Annotated in this window: 16 protein-coding genes; 2 read left to right on the top strand and 14 right to left on the bottom strand. The window is 39.5% G+C overall.

The features are described 5' to 3' along the window. Positions 1–23: 23 nt before the first annotated feature. The 4 genes from RGB74_RS03920 to cspD form a co-directional block, all read right to left on the bottom strand. A complete protein-coding gene (locus tag RGB74_RS03920) occupies positions 24–1,043 on the bottom strand; it encodes a sugar-binding transcriptional regulator (protein WP_310761688.1) in 1,020 nt (339 codons plus the stop codon). A 266-nt stretch (positions 1,044–1,309) separates the two neighbouring features. Beyond that, the gene (locus tag RGB74_RS03915) at positions 1,310–1,555 is read right to left on the bottom strand and encodes a glutaredoxin family protein (RefSeq protein ID WP_310761687.1); all 246 of its coding nucleotides are present in this window, start codon (positions 1,553–1,555) and stop codon (positions 1,310–1,312) included. A gap of 147 nt (positions 1,556–1,702) precedes the next feature. Then, positions 1,703–3,031 (bottom strand): RNA polymerase factor sigma-54, encoded by a 1,329-nt coding sequence (rpoN, locus tag RGB74_RS03910; RefSeq protein ID WP_310761686.1) that lies wholly within the window; start codon positions 3,029–3,031, stop codon positions 1,703–1,705. Between the two features lie 164 nt (positions 3,032–3,195). After that, a complete protein-coding gene (gene cspD, locus RGB74_RS03905; RefSeq protein WP_310258473.1) occupies positions 3,196–3,396 on the bottom strand; it encodes a cold-shock protein CspD in 201 nt (66 codons plus the stop codon). 342 nt (positions 3,397–3,738) lie between these two features. On the opposite strand from cspD, the gene yvfG reads away from it, so the two are divergent. After that, complete coding sequence (gene yvfG / locus RGB74_RS03900) at positions 3,739–3,954, top strand: protein YvfG (RefSeq protein WP_310761685.1); 216 nt, start codon at positions 3,739–3,741, stop codon at positions 3,952–3,954. Positions 3,955–4,175: 221 nt separating this feature from the next. Further along, positions 4,176–4,766, top strand: coding sequence for an ATP-dependent Clp endopeptidase proteolytic subunit ClpP (clpP, locus tag RGB74_RS03895; RefSeq protein WP_310761684.1), 591 nt, complete (start codon positions 4,176–4,178; stop codon positions 4,764–4,766). A gap of 48 nt (positions 4,767–4,814) precedes the next feature. Here clpP and RGB74_RS03890 read toward each other — a convergent pair whose 3' ends face one another. The 10 genes from RGB74_RS03890 to RGB74_RS03845 form a co-directional block, all read right to left on the bottom strand. Further along, positions 4,815–5,795 (bottom strand): zinc-binding dehydrogenase, encoded by a 981-nt coding sequence (locus tag RGB74_RS03890; protein WP_310761683.1) that lies wholly within the window; start codon positions 5,793–5,795, stop codon positions 4,815–4,817. A 113-nt stretch (positions 5,796–5,908) separates the two neighbouring features. After that, entirely contained in the window at positions 5,909–7,435 is a 1,527-nt protein-coding gene (trpE, locus tag RGB74_RS03885) for an anthranilate synthase component I (protein WP_310761682.1), read from the bottom strand. Positions 7,436–7,672: 237 nt separating this feature from the next. After that, entirely contained in the window at positions 7,673–7,972 is a 300-nt protein-coding gene (locus RGB74_RS03880) for a hypothetical protein (protein WP_310761681.1), read from the bottom strand. A 140-nt stretch (positions 7,973–8,112) separates the two neighbouring features. After that, the gene (locus RGB74_RS03875) at positions 8,113–8,370 is read right to left on the bottom strand and encodes an HPr family phosphocarrier protein (RefSeq protein WP_310761680.1); all 258 of its coding nucleotides are present in this window, start codon (positions 8,368–8,370) and stop codon (positions 8,113–8,115) included. A 41-nt stretch (positions 8,371–8,411) separates the two neighbouring features. Then, positions 8,412–9,353 (bottom strand): DNA-binding protein WhiA, encoded by a 942-nt coding sequence (gene whiA, locus RGB74_RS03870; protein WP_310762787.1) that lies wholly within the window; start codon positions 9,351–9,353, stop codon positions 8,412–8,414. Between the two features lie 157 nt (positions 9,354–9,510). Beyond that, entirely contained in the window at positions 9,511–10,461 is a 951-nt protein-coding gene (locus tag RGB74_RS03865; protein ID WP_310761679.1) for a gluconeogenesis factor YvcK family protein, read from the bottom strand. Then, positions 10,462–11,337 (bottom strand): RNase adapter RapZ, encoded by an 876-nt coding sequence (rapZ, locus tag RGB74_RS03860; protein WP_310761678.1) that lies wholly within the window; start codon positions 11,335–11,337, stop codon positions 10,462–10,464. A gap of 49 nt (positions 11,338–11,386) precedes the next feature. Continuing rightward, positions 11,387–11,845: an NUDIX hydrolase gene (locus tag RGB74_RS03855; protein WP_310761677.1), complete on the bottom strand. Its 459-nt coding sequence runs from the start codon at positions 11,843–11,845 to the stop codon at positions 11,387–11,389. Between the two features lie 249 nt (positions 11,846–12,094). Continuing rightward, entirely contained in the window at positions 12,095–13,051 is a 957-nt protein-coding gene (gene trxB, locus RGB74_RS03850) for a thioredoxin-disulfide reductase (protein ID WP_310761676.1), read from the bottom strand. A gap of 84 nt (positions 13,052–13,135) precedes the next feature. Next, the gene (locus RGB74_RS03845; protein WP_310761675.1) at positions 13,136–14,764 is read right to left on the bottom strand and encodes a tetratricopeptide repeat protein; all 1,629 of its coding nucleotides are present in this window, start codon (positions 14,762–14,764) and stop codon (positions 13,136–13,138) included. Between the last annotated feature and the right edge of the window lie 137 nt (positions 14,765–14,901).

Genomic DNA, 14,901 nt, shown 5'->3' with positions numbered 1-14,901 from the left:
TTAAGCAGACTTGCAAAATACCTTTAGCTCCCCAAAAGCTTGCGGGCAGCTCCTTCGTCTGTAACCAAAACCTTCTTAGGACCGTGTTTCATAAAAGCTGCAATCGCATTTGCTTTTGATGAACCACCGGCTACAGCCATGATAAAATCACTATTTTGCAAATCATCTAGCTGAAGTCCGATTGTCCGGACACGATGAACAACTTCTCCATGCTGGTTAAAGTAGTAGCCAAATGCTTCGGCAACTGCCTTCTCTTTGTCCAGCTTTTCTAAAAGAGAAGCGTTTGAATTCCTGCGTTCTGCCATTGTTTTAGCATCACCAATGCTGTGAAGCACTATACTGGCAGAGTGGATGAGTTCCATTACTTCTTTGACGCCAGGTTCATCCATGAGAGATAGATAGGTTTCTTTGCTGAGTGAGTCAGGAAGATGAAGCAATCTGTATTCTCCGTTAGCCTTTTGAGCCATTGTTGAACAAATCGAGTTTGCTTGGTTCTCAACCTTTTCACCAAGACCTCCGCGAGCTGGTACGACTAACAATTGCTGTACCTTTTGTGCGGGAGTCATCATTTCAGCCACAGAAGCAAGCGTTGTTCCGCCAGTAACAGCAATAATGTTTCTGGTCGTCAGCTGTCGTTTTATTCGATCAGCAGCCGCTTTCCCCATATCGTTTTTAACCCATAACTCTTGGTCACTGTCACCTGGTACCACTATGACTTCCGACAAGTTTAACATTTCCTTTAGACCAGATTCTAAAACATGCAACCCTGACAATTCTTTCATCATTTCAGAAAGTTCTACTAAAATATCATGCCCCTCTGTTGTGAGCGACATTCCAGATGTCTGAATCGTCAACAGCCCTTGATCTTTCAAAAAGGAAACTTCAGATCGTAAAACCCGTTCTGTCATAAAAAGTGCAGATGCCAAACTTCTTCTTCCGATGGGTTCATGCATCCTAACTACATTCAAAACGCTGTACCGTTTCCGCATCGTTTCAAGAAGGTCTGGCAGCAATTTCTTTTGAACTTCTATTAGCTTCTTCATTGCACATTCTCCTGATCTTTCGGAATTATACGATCGTATCGGCGTTTTTTAGCATTGGACTAATAATGTCCCAGTTAGTCGTTTTATGTCCCATCAGCTTAAGAAAATAACTTGGTTTTACCCAAGTATCTTTTTAACATCTGTAATTTACCCAGTTAAGAGCTTCTTAAAACATGCCAGTCTCAATTGTTAGAAAAAGTTCAATTTTGTTTCTGGCACATTTATAGTACCAAATTGCTGTATAGCATTTCAACATTTTTTACTTATTAAAAATTAGTAAGCGCTTTCTTTACGATATCAATCGAAATTTTGCCATAATCGATTTCTTTTCCGTCTATTTCAATAACAGGAATCATTAGACCGTATTTTTCAATGAGGGTGTCGTCTTGATATATATCCACCTCTTCAATCTGGAAAGCGTATTGAGATTGCAGGTTCCCTAATAGTTTATGCGCTTCATCGCAAAGTGGACAATGTACTTTCGTATATAAAATAACTTTTTTTTCATTCATTTTTGTTACTCCTCTAAACAGTTGTTTAATTTTTAGAAATGACTGTTTTTTCTATAGGCTCTTTTTACTAAAGGCTGTTTTCTAAAAGATTGTTGCTTTTAATGTTCTGAGAATTAAAGGAAGCTCTCCAAGTCATACTGAAGAGCTTTAAGAAGTATAACGTTTTCTTTTTGATGAAGAAGGTATTTTCAATTCTTCCCGATATTTTGCCACGGTTCGGCGCGAGATGCTTAATCCGCTTTTTTGCTCCAGCATCGCAGCGAGAAGCTGATCAGAAAGAGGTTTTAGTTTATCTTCATCTTCAACTAGTTTCTGAATGGCTGTTTTTGCAGATGTTGCAGAAGCACTTCCGCCATCTTGCGTAAAAATTTTAGCTGTAAAAAAGGATTTAAGCTCAACGGCTCCTTTAGAAGTTTGCAGTACTTTGTTTTTCACAGCTCGGCTAACGGTCGATTCGTGTACCCCGATTTCATCTGCAATTTCTTTTAAAGTTAATGGGGTGAGATCTTCTTTATTAAAAGATAAAAAGTACTTTTCTTGAGCATTAACTATCGCGTGTGTAATGTTTAGCAAAGTCTCTCTTCTTTGTTCTAACGCCTTTTTCAGCCAATTGAACTTCTGAAAGGAGTCATCTAAAAACTTATTGCTTGCCTGTTTTCCTTGCAGCAGTGGTTCATAGTTTTTGTTCAGTTTCATAACCGGCGTGTATTGCTCGTTAATCGCGATATGTAACTGTCCATTTTCCAAGCTGACAGAGACATCAGGATACAAGTAAGCTTGGTCTTCTGTTGATGAGAATGCTGCACCTGGCCTCGGATCAAGGGTTTGCAAAAAATCTGCCGCTTCTTCCACTTGCTGAAGTGAAACATCAAGCTTTGCAGACAGCCATTTGATCTTTCTTTCTGCAAGCAAATCTAAATAACAGTCGGCTAACTGATAGCTTAATGAATGTTCTAGGTTTTGCGTTCGCATTTGAATTAAGAGACATTCTCTTAAACTTCGGGCACCGATTCCTGCCGGTTCCAGTGTTTGAAGCATAGAGATCAATTCTTCACTTTTTTCAGCTGTAATTGAAAAACGCGCAGCGGTTTCCTCTGCTGTTACTGTCAGATAGCCGTTTTCATCTACACTTAACAAAAGGTACTGAAAGACTTTTTGATTCTCTTTTTCGATCGGAAGCAGAATCGATTGTTTATATAAATAGTCGTATAACGTTTCTTTTTCAATAATAAAATTTTCAAAGCTTCGTTTTTCTGCTATTCCTTTACCCTCAGTAGCCTTTTTACTTGGACTTTTTTTCAAGGTTGTAAACATGCCTTTGGGTTCTAAAATTTCAATTAAAGGATTTTCAAGCGCCTGTTCTTGAAGATAGGAAGCAAGTTCATAACCGGGAACTTGTAAAATGGCGATGGCCTGACGCAATTCAGTTGTCATAACGAGGTTTAAGCTCTGCTGCTGAAACAAACCCATTTCCATTTTATATCCCCCCTTCCCTTAATGATACTACATATGTAAGCGCTATACATCTGTTAATAATTTGTAAAAAAAGGGGGTCTGTCCCGGGGTCAGACCCCTGATTAAAAATGGGCACAAAAAAATGCCAGAACCGCTTAATAGCAGTCTGGCATTCTAAACTTTTATTAAAGTTTTGTTACGTTAGCAGCTTGTGGTCCACGCTCGCCATCGACGATTTCGAAAGATACTTCTTGACCTTCGTCAAGAGATTTGAATCCATCAGTTTGAATTGCAGAGAAATGTACGAATACATCGTTTCCGCCTTCAACTTCGATGAAACCAAAGCCTTTCTCAGCGTTAAACCATTTTACTTTACCATTTTGCATGGGTGTTTCCTCCTTACAAACGCAATAGTTTGCGTTTTGACTCGTGTTTAACCGGATTACTATGTAAATAAAATAGAACATAAAAAATGCGCACTCATTTGAATAGTCAAAAGTGGATCCAAAAGTGTTCCACTTCTTATTCAAAAAGTACGACCGCTTTAAAATCCAAACATATTCACACCGTAATTGGTTATATAAACTATAACATGCTCATTTTTAATTGTCAAAACTAGGGTATAGATTTCACTTCTTCTTTCGATTGTTCTGCTGATAAGCTATTATAAAATAGGGATTTTAAAGACATAAATAAAATGAAAATTTATTAATAAAGGAGGAATATAAATGAGCGAGGCATTTTCGGTACCTTACTTTAAAGAAAACTTCCGTCAGTTTATTGAAAAAAACAAAGATGTTTTCACCAAAACACATGCCATGAATGCGTATTACCGTTCTATTGTTGGTACTTTGATCAATGATAACCTGAATAAAAATAGTGAGACGGTTCGCCGCATCCGAAATTTAGAAATAGCTTATATTGAAGTTAAAAATGAAAAATAAGCTTATTATGAGAGAAAAAAGGGTATTGATTTTATAGAATACGTTTAAAATCATACTCGTCTCGGGCATCATGAAGATAGCCCATACATAAGGTGTTAAGAAGGATTTTTTTGCGTTCTTGACGAATGTAGATTAAGAACAGCATATCGTTTGACCTTGTTTGACCTTTTTTGTATGATGACAGTACAGTTATAAGTGAAAAAGGAGAAGGAGGAATTTTCATGAATTTAATTCCAACAGTAATCGAACAAACGAACCGTGGGGAACGCGCATATGATATTTATTCCCGCTTGTTAAAAGATCGTATCATCATGCTTGGCAGCGCAATTGACGACAACGTTTCAAACTCTATCGTAGCACAGCTGTTATTCTTAGCTGCAGAAGATCCGGATAAAGACATCTCATTGTACATAAACAGTCCAGGTGGATCCATTACAGCAGGTATGGCGATTTACGATACAATGAACTACATTAAGCCGAACGTTTCTACAATTTGTATCGGTATGGCAGCAAGTATGGGTGCATTCCTGCTTGCAGCTGGAGAAAAAGGAAAACGTTACGTTCTTCCAAACTCTGAAGTTATGATTCACCAGCCACTAGGCGGTACACGCGGTCAAGCGAGTGATATCGAAATCCACGCACGCCGTATCATTCAAATGCGTGAGCAGCTAAACAAAATCTTATCAGAAAAAACAGGTCAGCCGCTTGAAGTTATTGAGCGTGATACTGATCGTGATAATTTCTTGCTTGCAGAAGATGCCGTTAAATACGGATTGGTTGATAAACTAATTACATCTGTTGATGCAAAGTAAATAGTATGAGAAAAGGAGCCCTCAATATCGAGGCGCTCCTTTTTTTGTTTATTTAATTATCGCTACAATCTTCCCTCGGACATGTCTTTCAGATAATTTCTTAAGCCATACAGGTATTTCTTCTAATGTTATTTTTTCCGAAATCATCGAAGAAATTTTCCCATTTATAACTAACTGTGCCAATTCTTCATTCATGAAAGCCAAATCTTTTTGCTGATTGATATGATTTGAAAAATGGACAGCACCTAATGCGATCTCATGGAAAGACAAAGCTTGGCTAAAAGGTTTTACAGCCGAATAATCCGGGTTGCCGGCGATAAAGGCAATGCGTCCGTTAAAAGCAATACTCTTTAAAGAATCTGTGGCGTTTTGACGGCTAACGGTATCTAAAACTGCATCAACACCATTTTGATCTGTAAGCTCCATTACTCTTTTGTGAACATCTTCAGTTTTGTAAAAGATCACGTGATGGGCTCCAAGCTGCTTCACATACTCTTCGTTTTCAGGTGAGCATGTCGTAATGATTGTTGCTCCTATATTGGCTGCAAGCTGAATCGCAAACCCGCCAACACCACCAGCTCCCCCATGAATAAGAATCATCTCGTCTTTTTGAAGATTCATTTTTCGTATGAGAGCCTGGTAAGCGGTCATACCAGCACAAGGAAGAGCGGCAGCCTCTTCGTAAGACAATTTTTCTGGAATTTTTGCTGTTGTGTGGGCTGTTGTTACTGCGTATTCGGCAAAACCGCCATTTTTAGTAAAATCGCCGTGATAGAAAACACGATCACCTTTTTTTAGATTTGTAACACCTTCACCGATTTCTTCAACGATTCCAGCTGCGTCCACACCTAAAACATGAGGATATTCCCAGTTTGGATTTCCATTTGTGGCAACTTTATAATCAACCGGGTTCAGACCAGCCGCTTTGATTTTAATGAGAACTTCGCCGCGCATCGGGCTTGGCTTAGCCGTTTCACTAACCTTCATCTCGCTCCACATGTTTTTATCTTCTAACAACAAAGCTTTCATCTATGTATTCCCCTTTAAATGAGTTTGATTGAAATATACAAAGGACAGTATACCCACATCTCTATCACAAGAACAGAAAATTGCTTACAGGAAAAATCCCAAGCTTGTCCACTCTATATGGACAAACTTGGGATTTGTATTTGTCTGGGGTCTGTCCCCCCCTCGATTGCTTGGAGCATGGCTTTGGCTTTGTTGATGGTTTCTTCATATTCCCGCTCCGGTACTGAATCGGCTACTACTCCCGCTCCTGCTTGTACGTATGCTTTTCCGTCCTGGAAAACGATCGTTCGAATAGCGATACAAGAATCCATTTGTCCGTTAAAGCCTAAATAGCCTATTGCTCCACCATAAACGCCGCGTGCCTCTTTTTCGAGCTCAGATATAATCTGCAGCGCTCTTACTTTCGGTGCACCTGAAACTGTTCCAGCCGGCATACATGATCTCAGCGCATCAAAGAAGTCTTTGTCTTTCGCGATTTTACCTTTCACATGTGAAACCATGTGCATAACATGTGAATAACGCTCGATTTCCATATAAGATTCCAGCTCAACCGAACCAAATTCACTTACCCGGCCTACATCATTTCTGCCGAGGTCCACAAGCATCACATGTTCAGCACACTCTTTTTCATCAGCTAAAAGGTCCTCTTCAAATGCCAGATCTTCCTCAGTAGTATTTCCTCTTGGCCGTGTACCAGCAATCGGACGGTTTTCTACCCAGCCATTGTCTACTTTTACAAGAAGCTCTGGGGATGCCCCAACGATATATGTGTCTTCTGATTTGTAGTAATACATATAAGGCGATGGATTCATCGAACGAAGAAGTCTGTAAACATCAAAGGGATCTGCGTCTGTTTCTTGTTCGAAACGCTGCGATAATACAACTTGAAAAATATCACCTTTAAGAATGTATTCTTTCGCTTTTTTTACCATAGAACAAAATTCTTCTTTCGTATGGGAAGACGTAACTTCAGAAGAAGCTTTATCAAAGGAATGTTGATTCATTTTTGTGCTATTTTTCTTAGGCTGCTGTAGTTCACCATACGTTTTACGGATTTTTCCACACACTTGCTGATATTTAGAACGAATCGTTTCTTTGTCATCATCAGAAGTAATATGCAGGTTACAAATGATCGTTGTTTTTTGTTTCAAATGATCAAAAACAATCATTTCATCAGTGAACAAAAATTCCATTTCATTTTTTTGCTTAGATGGAGTGGGTGGTTTTGGTACATTTTCAAATGTATGAATGAGATCATACCCAAAAAAACCGACGGCACCTCCTGTAAAAGGAGGCAGTTCAGGGAGTTTAGGAGATTTATATTGTGAGATATGATTTTGCACGACTTCGAGCGGTGCACCGTGTTCATGAATCACTCGTTGTTCTTTTAAGTACGTAAGTTTAACGTCATTCCCTTTGCTTGCGATAACTAGAAAAGGGTTTCTGCCAATATAGGAATACCTTGCCCAGCGTTCTCCTCCTTCAACACTTTCGAGCAAAAAAGAATACGTTTCACGGCGCACTTTTTCAAATTGGGATATACACGTTTCATGATCGGATAAGTACGTAAAGCCGATCGGTATTACATTATAATTCTGGTTCGTTAGAGAAATTGTTTCCTCTAAAGAAGGAATAAACATATTCTTCACCTCTTTCAAAAAATAAAGCCCCCGCTTTTACATCTAGCGGAGGCTGATTAATTGCAACTTTAATAAACTAAGAAAGAGGTTTAATCCAGGATCAAATCTCAGGCTCAGCTCATCTATGCTTACTTTTCTCCACTCAACTCATCTAAAAAACTATTCTCCTGATTAAAAATCAATATAAAGGCTATAGAGGCTCCTGTCAACTCATGTAGGTTATTAACAACAGCATATTTACCTGTAAAACGACCGGCGAATAACCCATACCCAGCAAACACTAAATAAGAGAAACATGCTGAATGTTACAGTAATCATGAAAGCGAGCCCGAGCATGAGTCCTGAACTTCGGGGGATCTGCACATGGTACCCCACTAAAGAAATTGGATAAATACAAATGAAAAACAGCATACAAACCCAGTAGATCAGACGAAACGTACTTTTCTTCGGCTTCAAAATATAAAGAGTTAAAAGGATATTCAACAATGTTAAACACGCCGCAAACAACCAGTCATGCATCAGCTCAGAATGCTGCAAAACCATCGCCTCCTTTACCCTCTTTTACAGTATATAAAGGAAATGGAATAGACCAACCCTATCAAAATAAAGAAAACCGCCAAATGTCCTCGTGAAATGGACAATTTGGCGGTTTGTTTTTTTGTGGGGTCAGACCCCTTTTACTCTGCTTTGGAAACAAACGCTGCTAATGCTTCGATGGCTTCGTTTTCATCTGTGCCGTCGACAGATAATACAAGTTCAGATCCAGAACCAACAGCTAAGCTCATGATACCCATGATGCTTTTTGCATTCACTTTCTTTCCTTCTTTTTCAACGAAAACATCAGAGCTGTAACGGTTTGCTTCTTGTACGAAAAGTGCCGCAGGACGTGCTTGAAGACCACTCTTCAATTGGACAGTTACCTTTTTCTCTACCATTTTACTTTTACCTCCTCTTGCTCATTCTCTCTATTTATACATCAATTGATGGATTGACCTGTTCTAATTTTGTTTGCAATTTCATCAATTTTTCGCAATCGATGGTTTACACCTGATTTACTTACTGGGCCAGAAGAAATCATCTCGCCTAACTCTTTTAGTGTGATTTCCTGATGAGTAACACGCAGCTGTGCAATCTCACGGAGTTTATCAGGGAGTATCTCCAGTCCGACTTGGTCTTGAATGAACTTAATATTCTCGACCTGTCTCATTGCTGCTCCGACCGTTTTATTTAAGTTAGCGGTTTCACAGTTTACAAGACGATTTACCGAATTTCTCATATCTTTTAAAATACGGATATCCTCAAAGAACAGAACGGCATGGTGAGCACCAATGAGCGTTAAAAACTCAGAAATTTTTTCACCATCTTTTAAATAAATAATATACCCTTTTTTCCGTTCGAGTACCTTCGCCTTAAGGTTAAACTTGTTCATCAGTTCAGCAAGTGCAACCGTATGCTCTTCATACATCGAAAAAATTTCGAGATGATAGCTTGTCTCAGGATGGTTTACCGAACCACCCGCTAGAAAAGCTCCTCTCATATAAGCCCGTCTGCAACAGCTTTTTTTATTAAATTCATCTGCAATATTGCGAGTAAACGTAAACGAAACATCAATGATTTTCAGATCTTCCAACAACGCTCGTGATTCCTCAGAAACCCGTACGATATAAACGTTATTCTTCTTTAAACGCATCTTTTTCCGTACTAAAAGTTCAACGTGATAAGGATAAACAGTTTTTATCAAAGTATAAATTCTGCGGGCAATCGCAGCATTTTCAGTGGGAATATCAAGAATCAGCTTTCTATTGCTGAAAGAGATGGAACCATTCATACGAATCAATGCAGCCAGTTCAGCTTTTTTACAGCAATCCTTAAGCTCGAGCAGCGTTAATTCTTTTTTTGTATCAGCAGCGAATGACATCTGCATCAACACCCCTCTCTAGTTCCAAAAAAGAAAATTTAACAGACACAATGCCATTTTGTCAGTCATAGTTGCATGTGAAAGACCAACTTTTACAAGTTATTGAGTCAAAAATCATCATGCTAACCAGCTAAACTATTTTAAAGTGTTAAAAAAATTATCTTTCAATCAATCCTAACAATAAATCGGAAACACGTTTGGCATCATGCCTTACTAGTGAGCCATATTGAATAATATTATCGCAGACGAGGCCGATTCCAAATGACTTTAAACGTTCTTCGTCAAATTGAACCTGCTGAGACCCTTCTTCCAAGTATAAGTCCAAGAATTCTGAAGGAATGATCTCATTATTCACAATTACAACATCAATAAAATTATGCCCAACATGGTCGATTAAAGCCTGAATATGATCCCCTGCGGAGTAACCAGTAGTCTCACCAGGCTGTGTCATCACGTTGCACACATACACTCTAGGCGCCGTTGCCTCACGAATGGCGTTAGAAATTCCTCTAACAAGAAGATTAGGCAGGATACTTGTATAAAGGCTGCCGGGACCGATTACAATAAGGTCTGCTTCTTGTATTGCTTTTACACTTTCACGAAGAGGCTCAATTTCCTCGTCCGTTAAGTAAACTTTCTTAATCTTTTTATTCGACAGCGGGATTTTAGATTCCCCCTGAACAATTGTCCCATCTTCCATTTCCGCACATAAAACAATGCTGTTTTTGGCAGCAGGAAGTACTTGTCCTCTTACATTCAATACACGGCTCAACTCTCGTATTCCGGTCAAAAAGTCTCCCGTAATATCATGCATAGCAGCAAGCAGCAGGTTCCCTAAAGAATGACCCACAATTCCATCTCCAACCGTAAACCGGTGCTGAAACATTTTTTCAACAAGCGGCTCTACTTCAGAGAGCGCGGCAATCACGTTTCTAACATCACCCGGCGGAGGCATGTCATAATCTTTCCTTAAGCGTCCGGAACTGCCGCCATCATCTGCTACTGTGACGATAGCAGTTATATCCACTGGGTAGCGCTTCAAACCGCGGAGCAAGACTGATAATCCTGTTCCGCCGCCGAGCACCACCATTTTTGGCTGCTTTTCCATCTATACTTTATCCTTTCCCATATCCCTATGGCTGCTGAATGTCACATATTCTTTAGAAAGTGCGTTCCCAATATACTCGGCAAGGGCTACTGATCGATGTTTACCGCCAGTACAGCCGATCCCTATAATCAGCTGGCTCTTCCCTTCACGCTTATATTGCGGCACCATGAAATGCAGCAGGTCCAAAAGCTTTTCTAAAAATTTATTTGTCTCAGGCCATTTCAGTACATACTCTGAAATATCAGGTTCGAGTCCTGTTCGAGGTCTCATATGTTCAATATAATGCGGGTTCGGTAAAAAACGCACATCAAACACGAGATCCGCATCGATCGGCATTCCGTATTTAAAACCAAAAGACATCACATTAATCGTAAATGGATGGGCTGCATTCGTTGAGAATCTCTGTATAATACGTTCACGCAGCTGTAAAGGTTTCAAATCGGTTGTATCGAGAATTTGCTGTGCTCTTCCTTTTAATTCTTCGAGCATCTGTCTTTCTTGGTGAATCCCCTGCAGAGGGTTCCCGCTTTTCGCAAGAGGATGTGACCGGCGCGTTTCTTTATATCGCCGCACAAGTGTAGGATCCTTACAGTCCAAATATAAAATCTGAGGCTGCACATCTGAATTCAGAGCCAGCTGGTCAAGCGTTGCGAATAATTGGTCAAAAAATTCCCGGCCGCGCAAATCCATAACAAGGGCAACCTTATTAAGCTTACCAGCCGATTCTTGCATTAATTCTACAAATTTAGGGAGTAATGCAGGAGGCAAATTATCTACACAGAAAAAGCCTAAATCCTCAAAGCTCTGCATGGCTACTGTTTTACCAGCACCTGACATTCCTGTAATAATAACCATCTGTACGTCTTGTCTATCCATGCCGATTCCCCCTATTTCTATGTTCAATGCTTATGCAATTATTTCTTCATTATGCCGGATCTAATCGATAAGAAAGAAGCTCAAAATCCGGTGTATACGTAAATGTGCCAAAAATCATGTTGCTTCCTTTTGTCACATAATCCAAAATATGATGATCTCCTGGAGCCATCGGCAAATCTCTGACTTCTTCAATCGGCTTCCAAGATAAAATACCTTCTTCACACTCATCGAGGGCATCACCTTCAGAGTCGGTTGCTAAAAATGTGAACATCATCCACTCTGAAACGATTTTGTCGCCTTCTTTAATTATAAAATTAAAAACACCTTTTAATTGCGGATTTTTTAAATAAATACCGGTTTCTTCACGGTATTCACGAATAACAGTATCACGAATAGACTCTTCGGACTCCATCTTTCCGCCAGGAGCTACCCACCAGCCCCGTCTAGGTTTTTGAAGCAATAAAACTTCATTTTCTTTTATTAATACACAGTTTGTTACTCTTTGCACTTTGCTTCACCTCAGGGCTTAGTCCTTTTACTAAGTATACTAAATAATGTAACCCCTCACAACATAGACACCTCAAGGGTTTGAGCTTAGTCAGCCAACAGAATGGCAAATACTTTTTCACAGTCTATATTATGACAAAAAAAAGGACACGGAACTAAGCTCCGTGTCAAAGTCTTGCCTTTATAAAAAGGGGGTCAATTTCTTATTCTTATAATACCCCACAATTATTTCACCATTGTTACAAGATGATTAATTAGAAGTTACGTTTTTTAACTTTTCAGCCAAATTTTCCACATAGTGTTGTGCAGCCTGTGCTGCGATGCTTCCATCACCTGTTGCTGTAACGATTTGACGCAATGTTTTTTCACGAATATCACCTGCAGCAAAGATACCAGGGATTTTCGTTTCCATTTGCTCGTTCGTTTCCACATAGCCATTTTCATTCGTGATTCCAAGATTTTTAAATGCTGCATTCAGTGGAAGCATTCCGATATAGATGAAAACACCATCTGTAGGAAATTCTTGCTCTTCACCTGTTTCAGAGTGAACGAGTGTCACTTTACTTACTTTGTTATTTTCACCGTGAATTTCTTTTACAGAATGGTTCCAGATGAAGTCGATTTTATCATTGTCAAAAGCTCGCTGTTGAAGGATTTTTTGTGCACGAAGCTTGTCGCGTCTGTGTACAATCGTCACTTTTGTCGCAAAACGAGTCAAGTATACGCCTTCTTCAACGGCAGAATCGCCGCCGCCAATGACTACGAGTTCACGATTTTTAAAGAACGCCCCATCACATACCGCACAATAGGAGACACCGCGTCCTGAGAATTCTTTTTCTCCCGGAACGCCAATCTTCTTATATTCCGCACCTGTAGAAATGATGATTGAACGTGCTTTGTATGTTTTGCTTCCAGCGTTGATCGTTTTATACTCTTCTCCATCTACGATCTCTTTCACATCGCCATAAGCGTATTCCGCTCCGAACTTTTTCGCATGTTCAAACATTTTGTTTGAAAGCTCAGGTCCTAAAATATGATCAAAACCAGGATAGTTTTCAACATCTTCTGTGTTCGCCATTTGTCCGCCAGGGATTCCGCGTTCGATCATGATCGTATCTAAATTAGCGCGAGATGTGTACACCGCGGCAGTCATACCCGCTGGACCTGCACCAAGTATTGCTACGTCATAAATTTTTTCTTCTGACATTCTTAAAACACTCCTTATATAAGGAAATTCTTATTTGCTCTATTACATCCTAACGAGTCATAGGATGAAAGTCCATTATTCTGCTCAAACGTTGCGGTTTACCCAGCTAATCAGCTTTTTAATTCTTAGTGAAAGGACCGCGACAGTGATTCCATAAAGTTCTGCAGACGCTTTTTTAGTCGAATTTCCTTTTTGTTTTCGGGAAAGGTGATCTATTGCTGCTGCGACTGCATGTTTGTTATCAAAGATTTTTTCGCCGGTTTGTTCAGATAGCTTAATCGCTTCTGACCAATAAAATAGGACTTGTTCGTCTATGATAGCACCATGAACCTTAATCACCTGCATAACATCCAAAGCCTTAGTCAAAATAGCTGAAGGACTGCCCACTTCTACGATATTCTCTTCATGCGCTAATTTTACAGATTGCTCTGGCCGATGTTCAAGCATGATATTTGCAGCGATTTCTTTTATAAATAAGTTCTCTTCTGGCCGTAAACAAAATTCACTCAGCGTTTTATAAGCCTCTTCATTTTTATTCCCTCTTAAAAGGAATAAATGCGTAATTTTATTTTTTTCCAACCCTTTACGTACATGCTGAATATGCTCCATCGCTTTGATCTGTCTATCTTTTTTTGGTTTATTATGCTTATTCAGCGGAATACGATATTGATAATCTCCGCCTGCAACTGTTAATTCGTCTTTAAGAGCTCTTTCCATATAATACGGAGCGACGTTGCCTTCCGGATCTAGATCGAGCACTTTTTTCCACGTCTTAACTGAAAGTTCTTTTTTTCCAAGCGCATAGTATGAAACGGCAAGCATATGTGTCGTCACCGGATCAAATACAAATGAAGATTTCTTTAAGGATTGAAGCCATTTGTTAGCATGAACATGTTCTTCTAAAAGACCGAACGTGTTTCCGAGCTTGTATCGATGTTCAGCATGAATCGGATGCACCGACTTCAACCGGTCAACAATCTTCCCACCTTGCTCATCCATTCCAAGGTGAAACAGAAAAATGGCTAAATTACACAAAGCATTTAAGTTTCCGGGATTTTTAACCAATACATCCTCTAATACAGAAATGGCTTCGTCAAATTCACTTTTATAAAAATGTGTTAACGCTAGATTGTTATATGCCGCCCAAAATTTAGGATGATTGATGATGATTTCGCGCAACTGATCCTGTGCAACCGGCAAATCACCTCGCTCGATCGATTGTCTTGCTTCGTCATGAGCTTTTATCAATTCTTCCTCTTCGGTCATCGGCATATCTTGTGATTTAGTGCCTGTTTCAAGATTGATTAAATCCAGCAGCTCTTGCGTGTCATCAAGAAATTCACCGTCTGGATCGTTATGCATGTATAGCAAAGCATGCTCTTCAGCATCAGAATACATCCCTAGATGTGCAAAGTTATTGGCAAGGAAGAAGTGGCATTCAGACATCATATCTGATCCGGACTGTTCCAATGCACTCAATAAATGACGATTGGATTCCTCATATTCACCAATCTCAGCTAATGTTGAAGCTAACTGGCACAAAAAAGAAGGTTCTTCTGGCTGAAAAGTAACTGCCCGCTCAAACATTTTTTTCGCTCTATATAAATCACGCCGATTGTAGGCTTTAATTCCTTTTTCAAAAAAATAATCCCCATCTTGAATAAAGGGAAGAACGCGTCCACTCAACTGACTGGCGCTTTGTCGTTTTTGCATATTTTAAGTTCCTCCATTTTACTATGTAAACCCGCTTACTTCTTTATCGTTCAGTTTACAAAGTTTTCAACCCAAAAAATTATAACATAGGTGAAAAATTCAAACACCCCTGTAACTGTAATTAAGGGATGGAAGTT

Origin of the sequence: Bacillus sp. NEB1478 (assembly GCF_031582965.1) — a bacterium.
GTDB lineage: Bacteria > Bacillota > Bacilli > Bacillales > Fictibacillaceae > Fictibacillus.
Note: the sequence above shows the minus strand (reverse complement) of the source record. Positions and strands in the feature narration are given on the sequence as shown.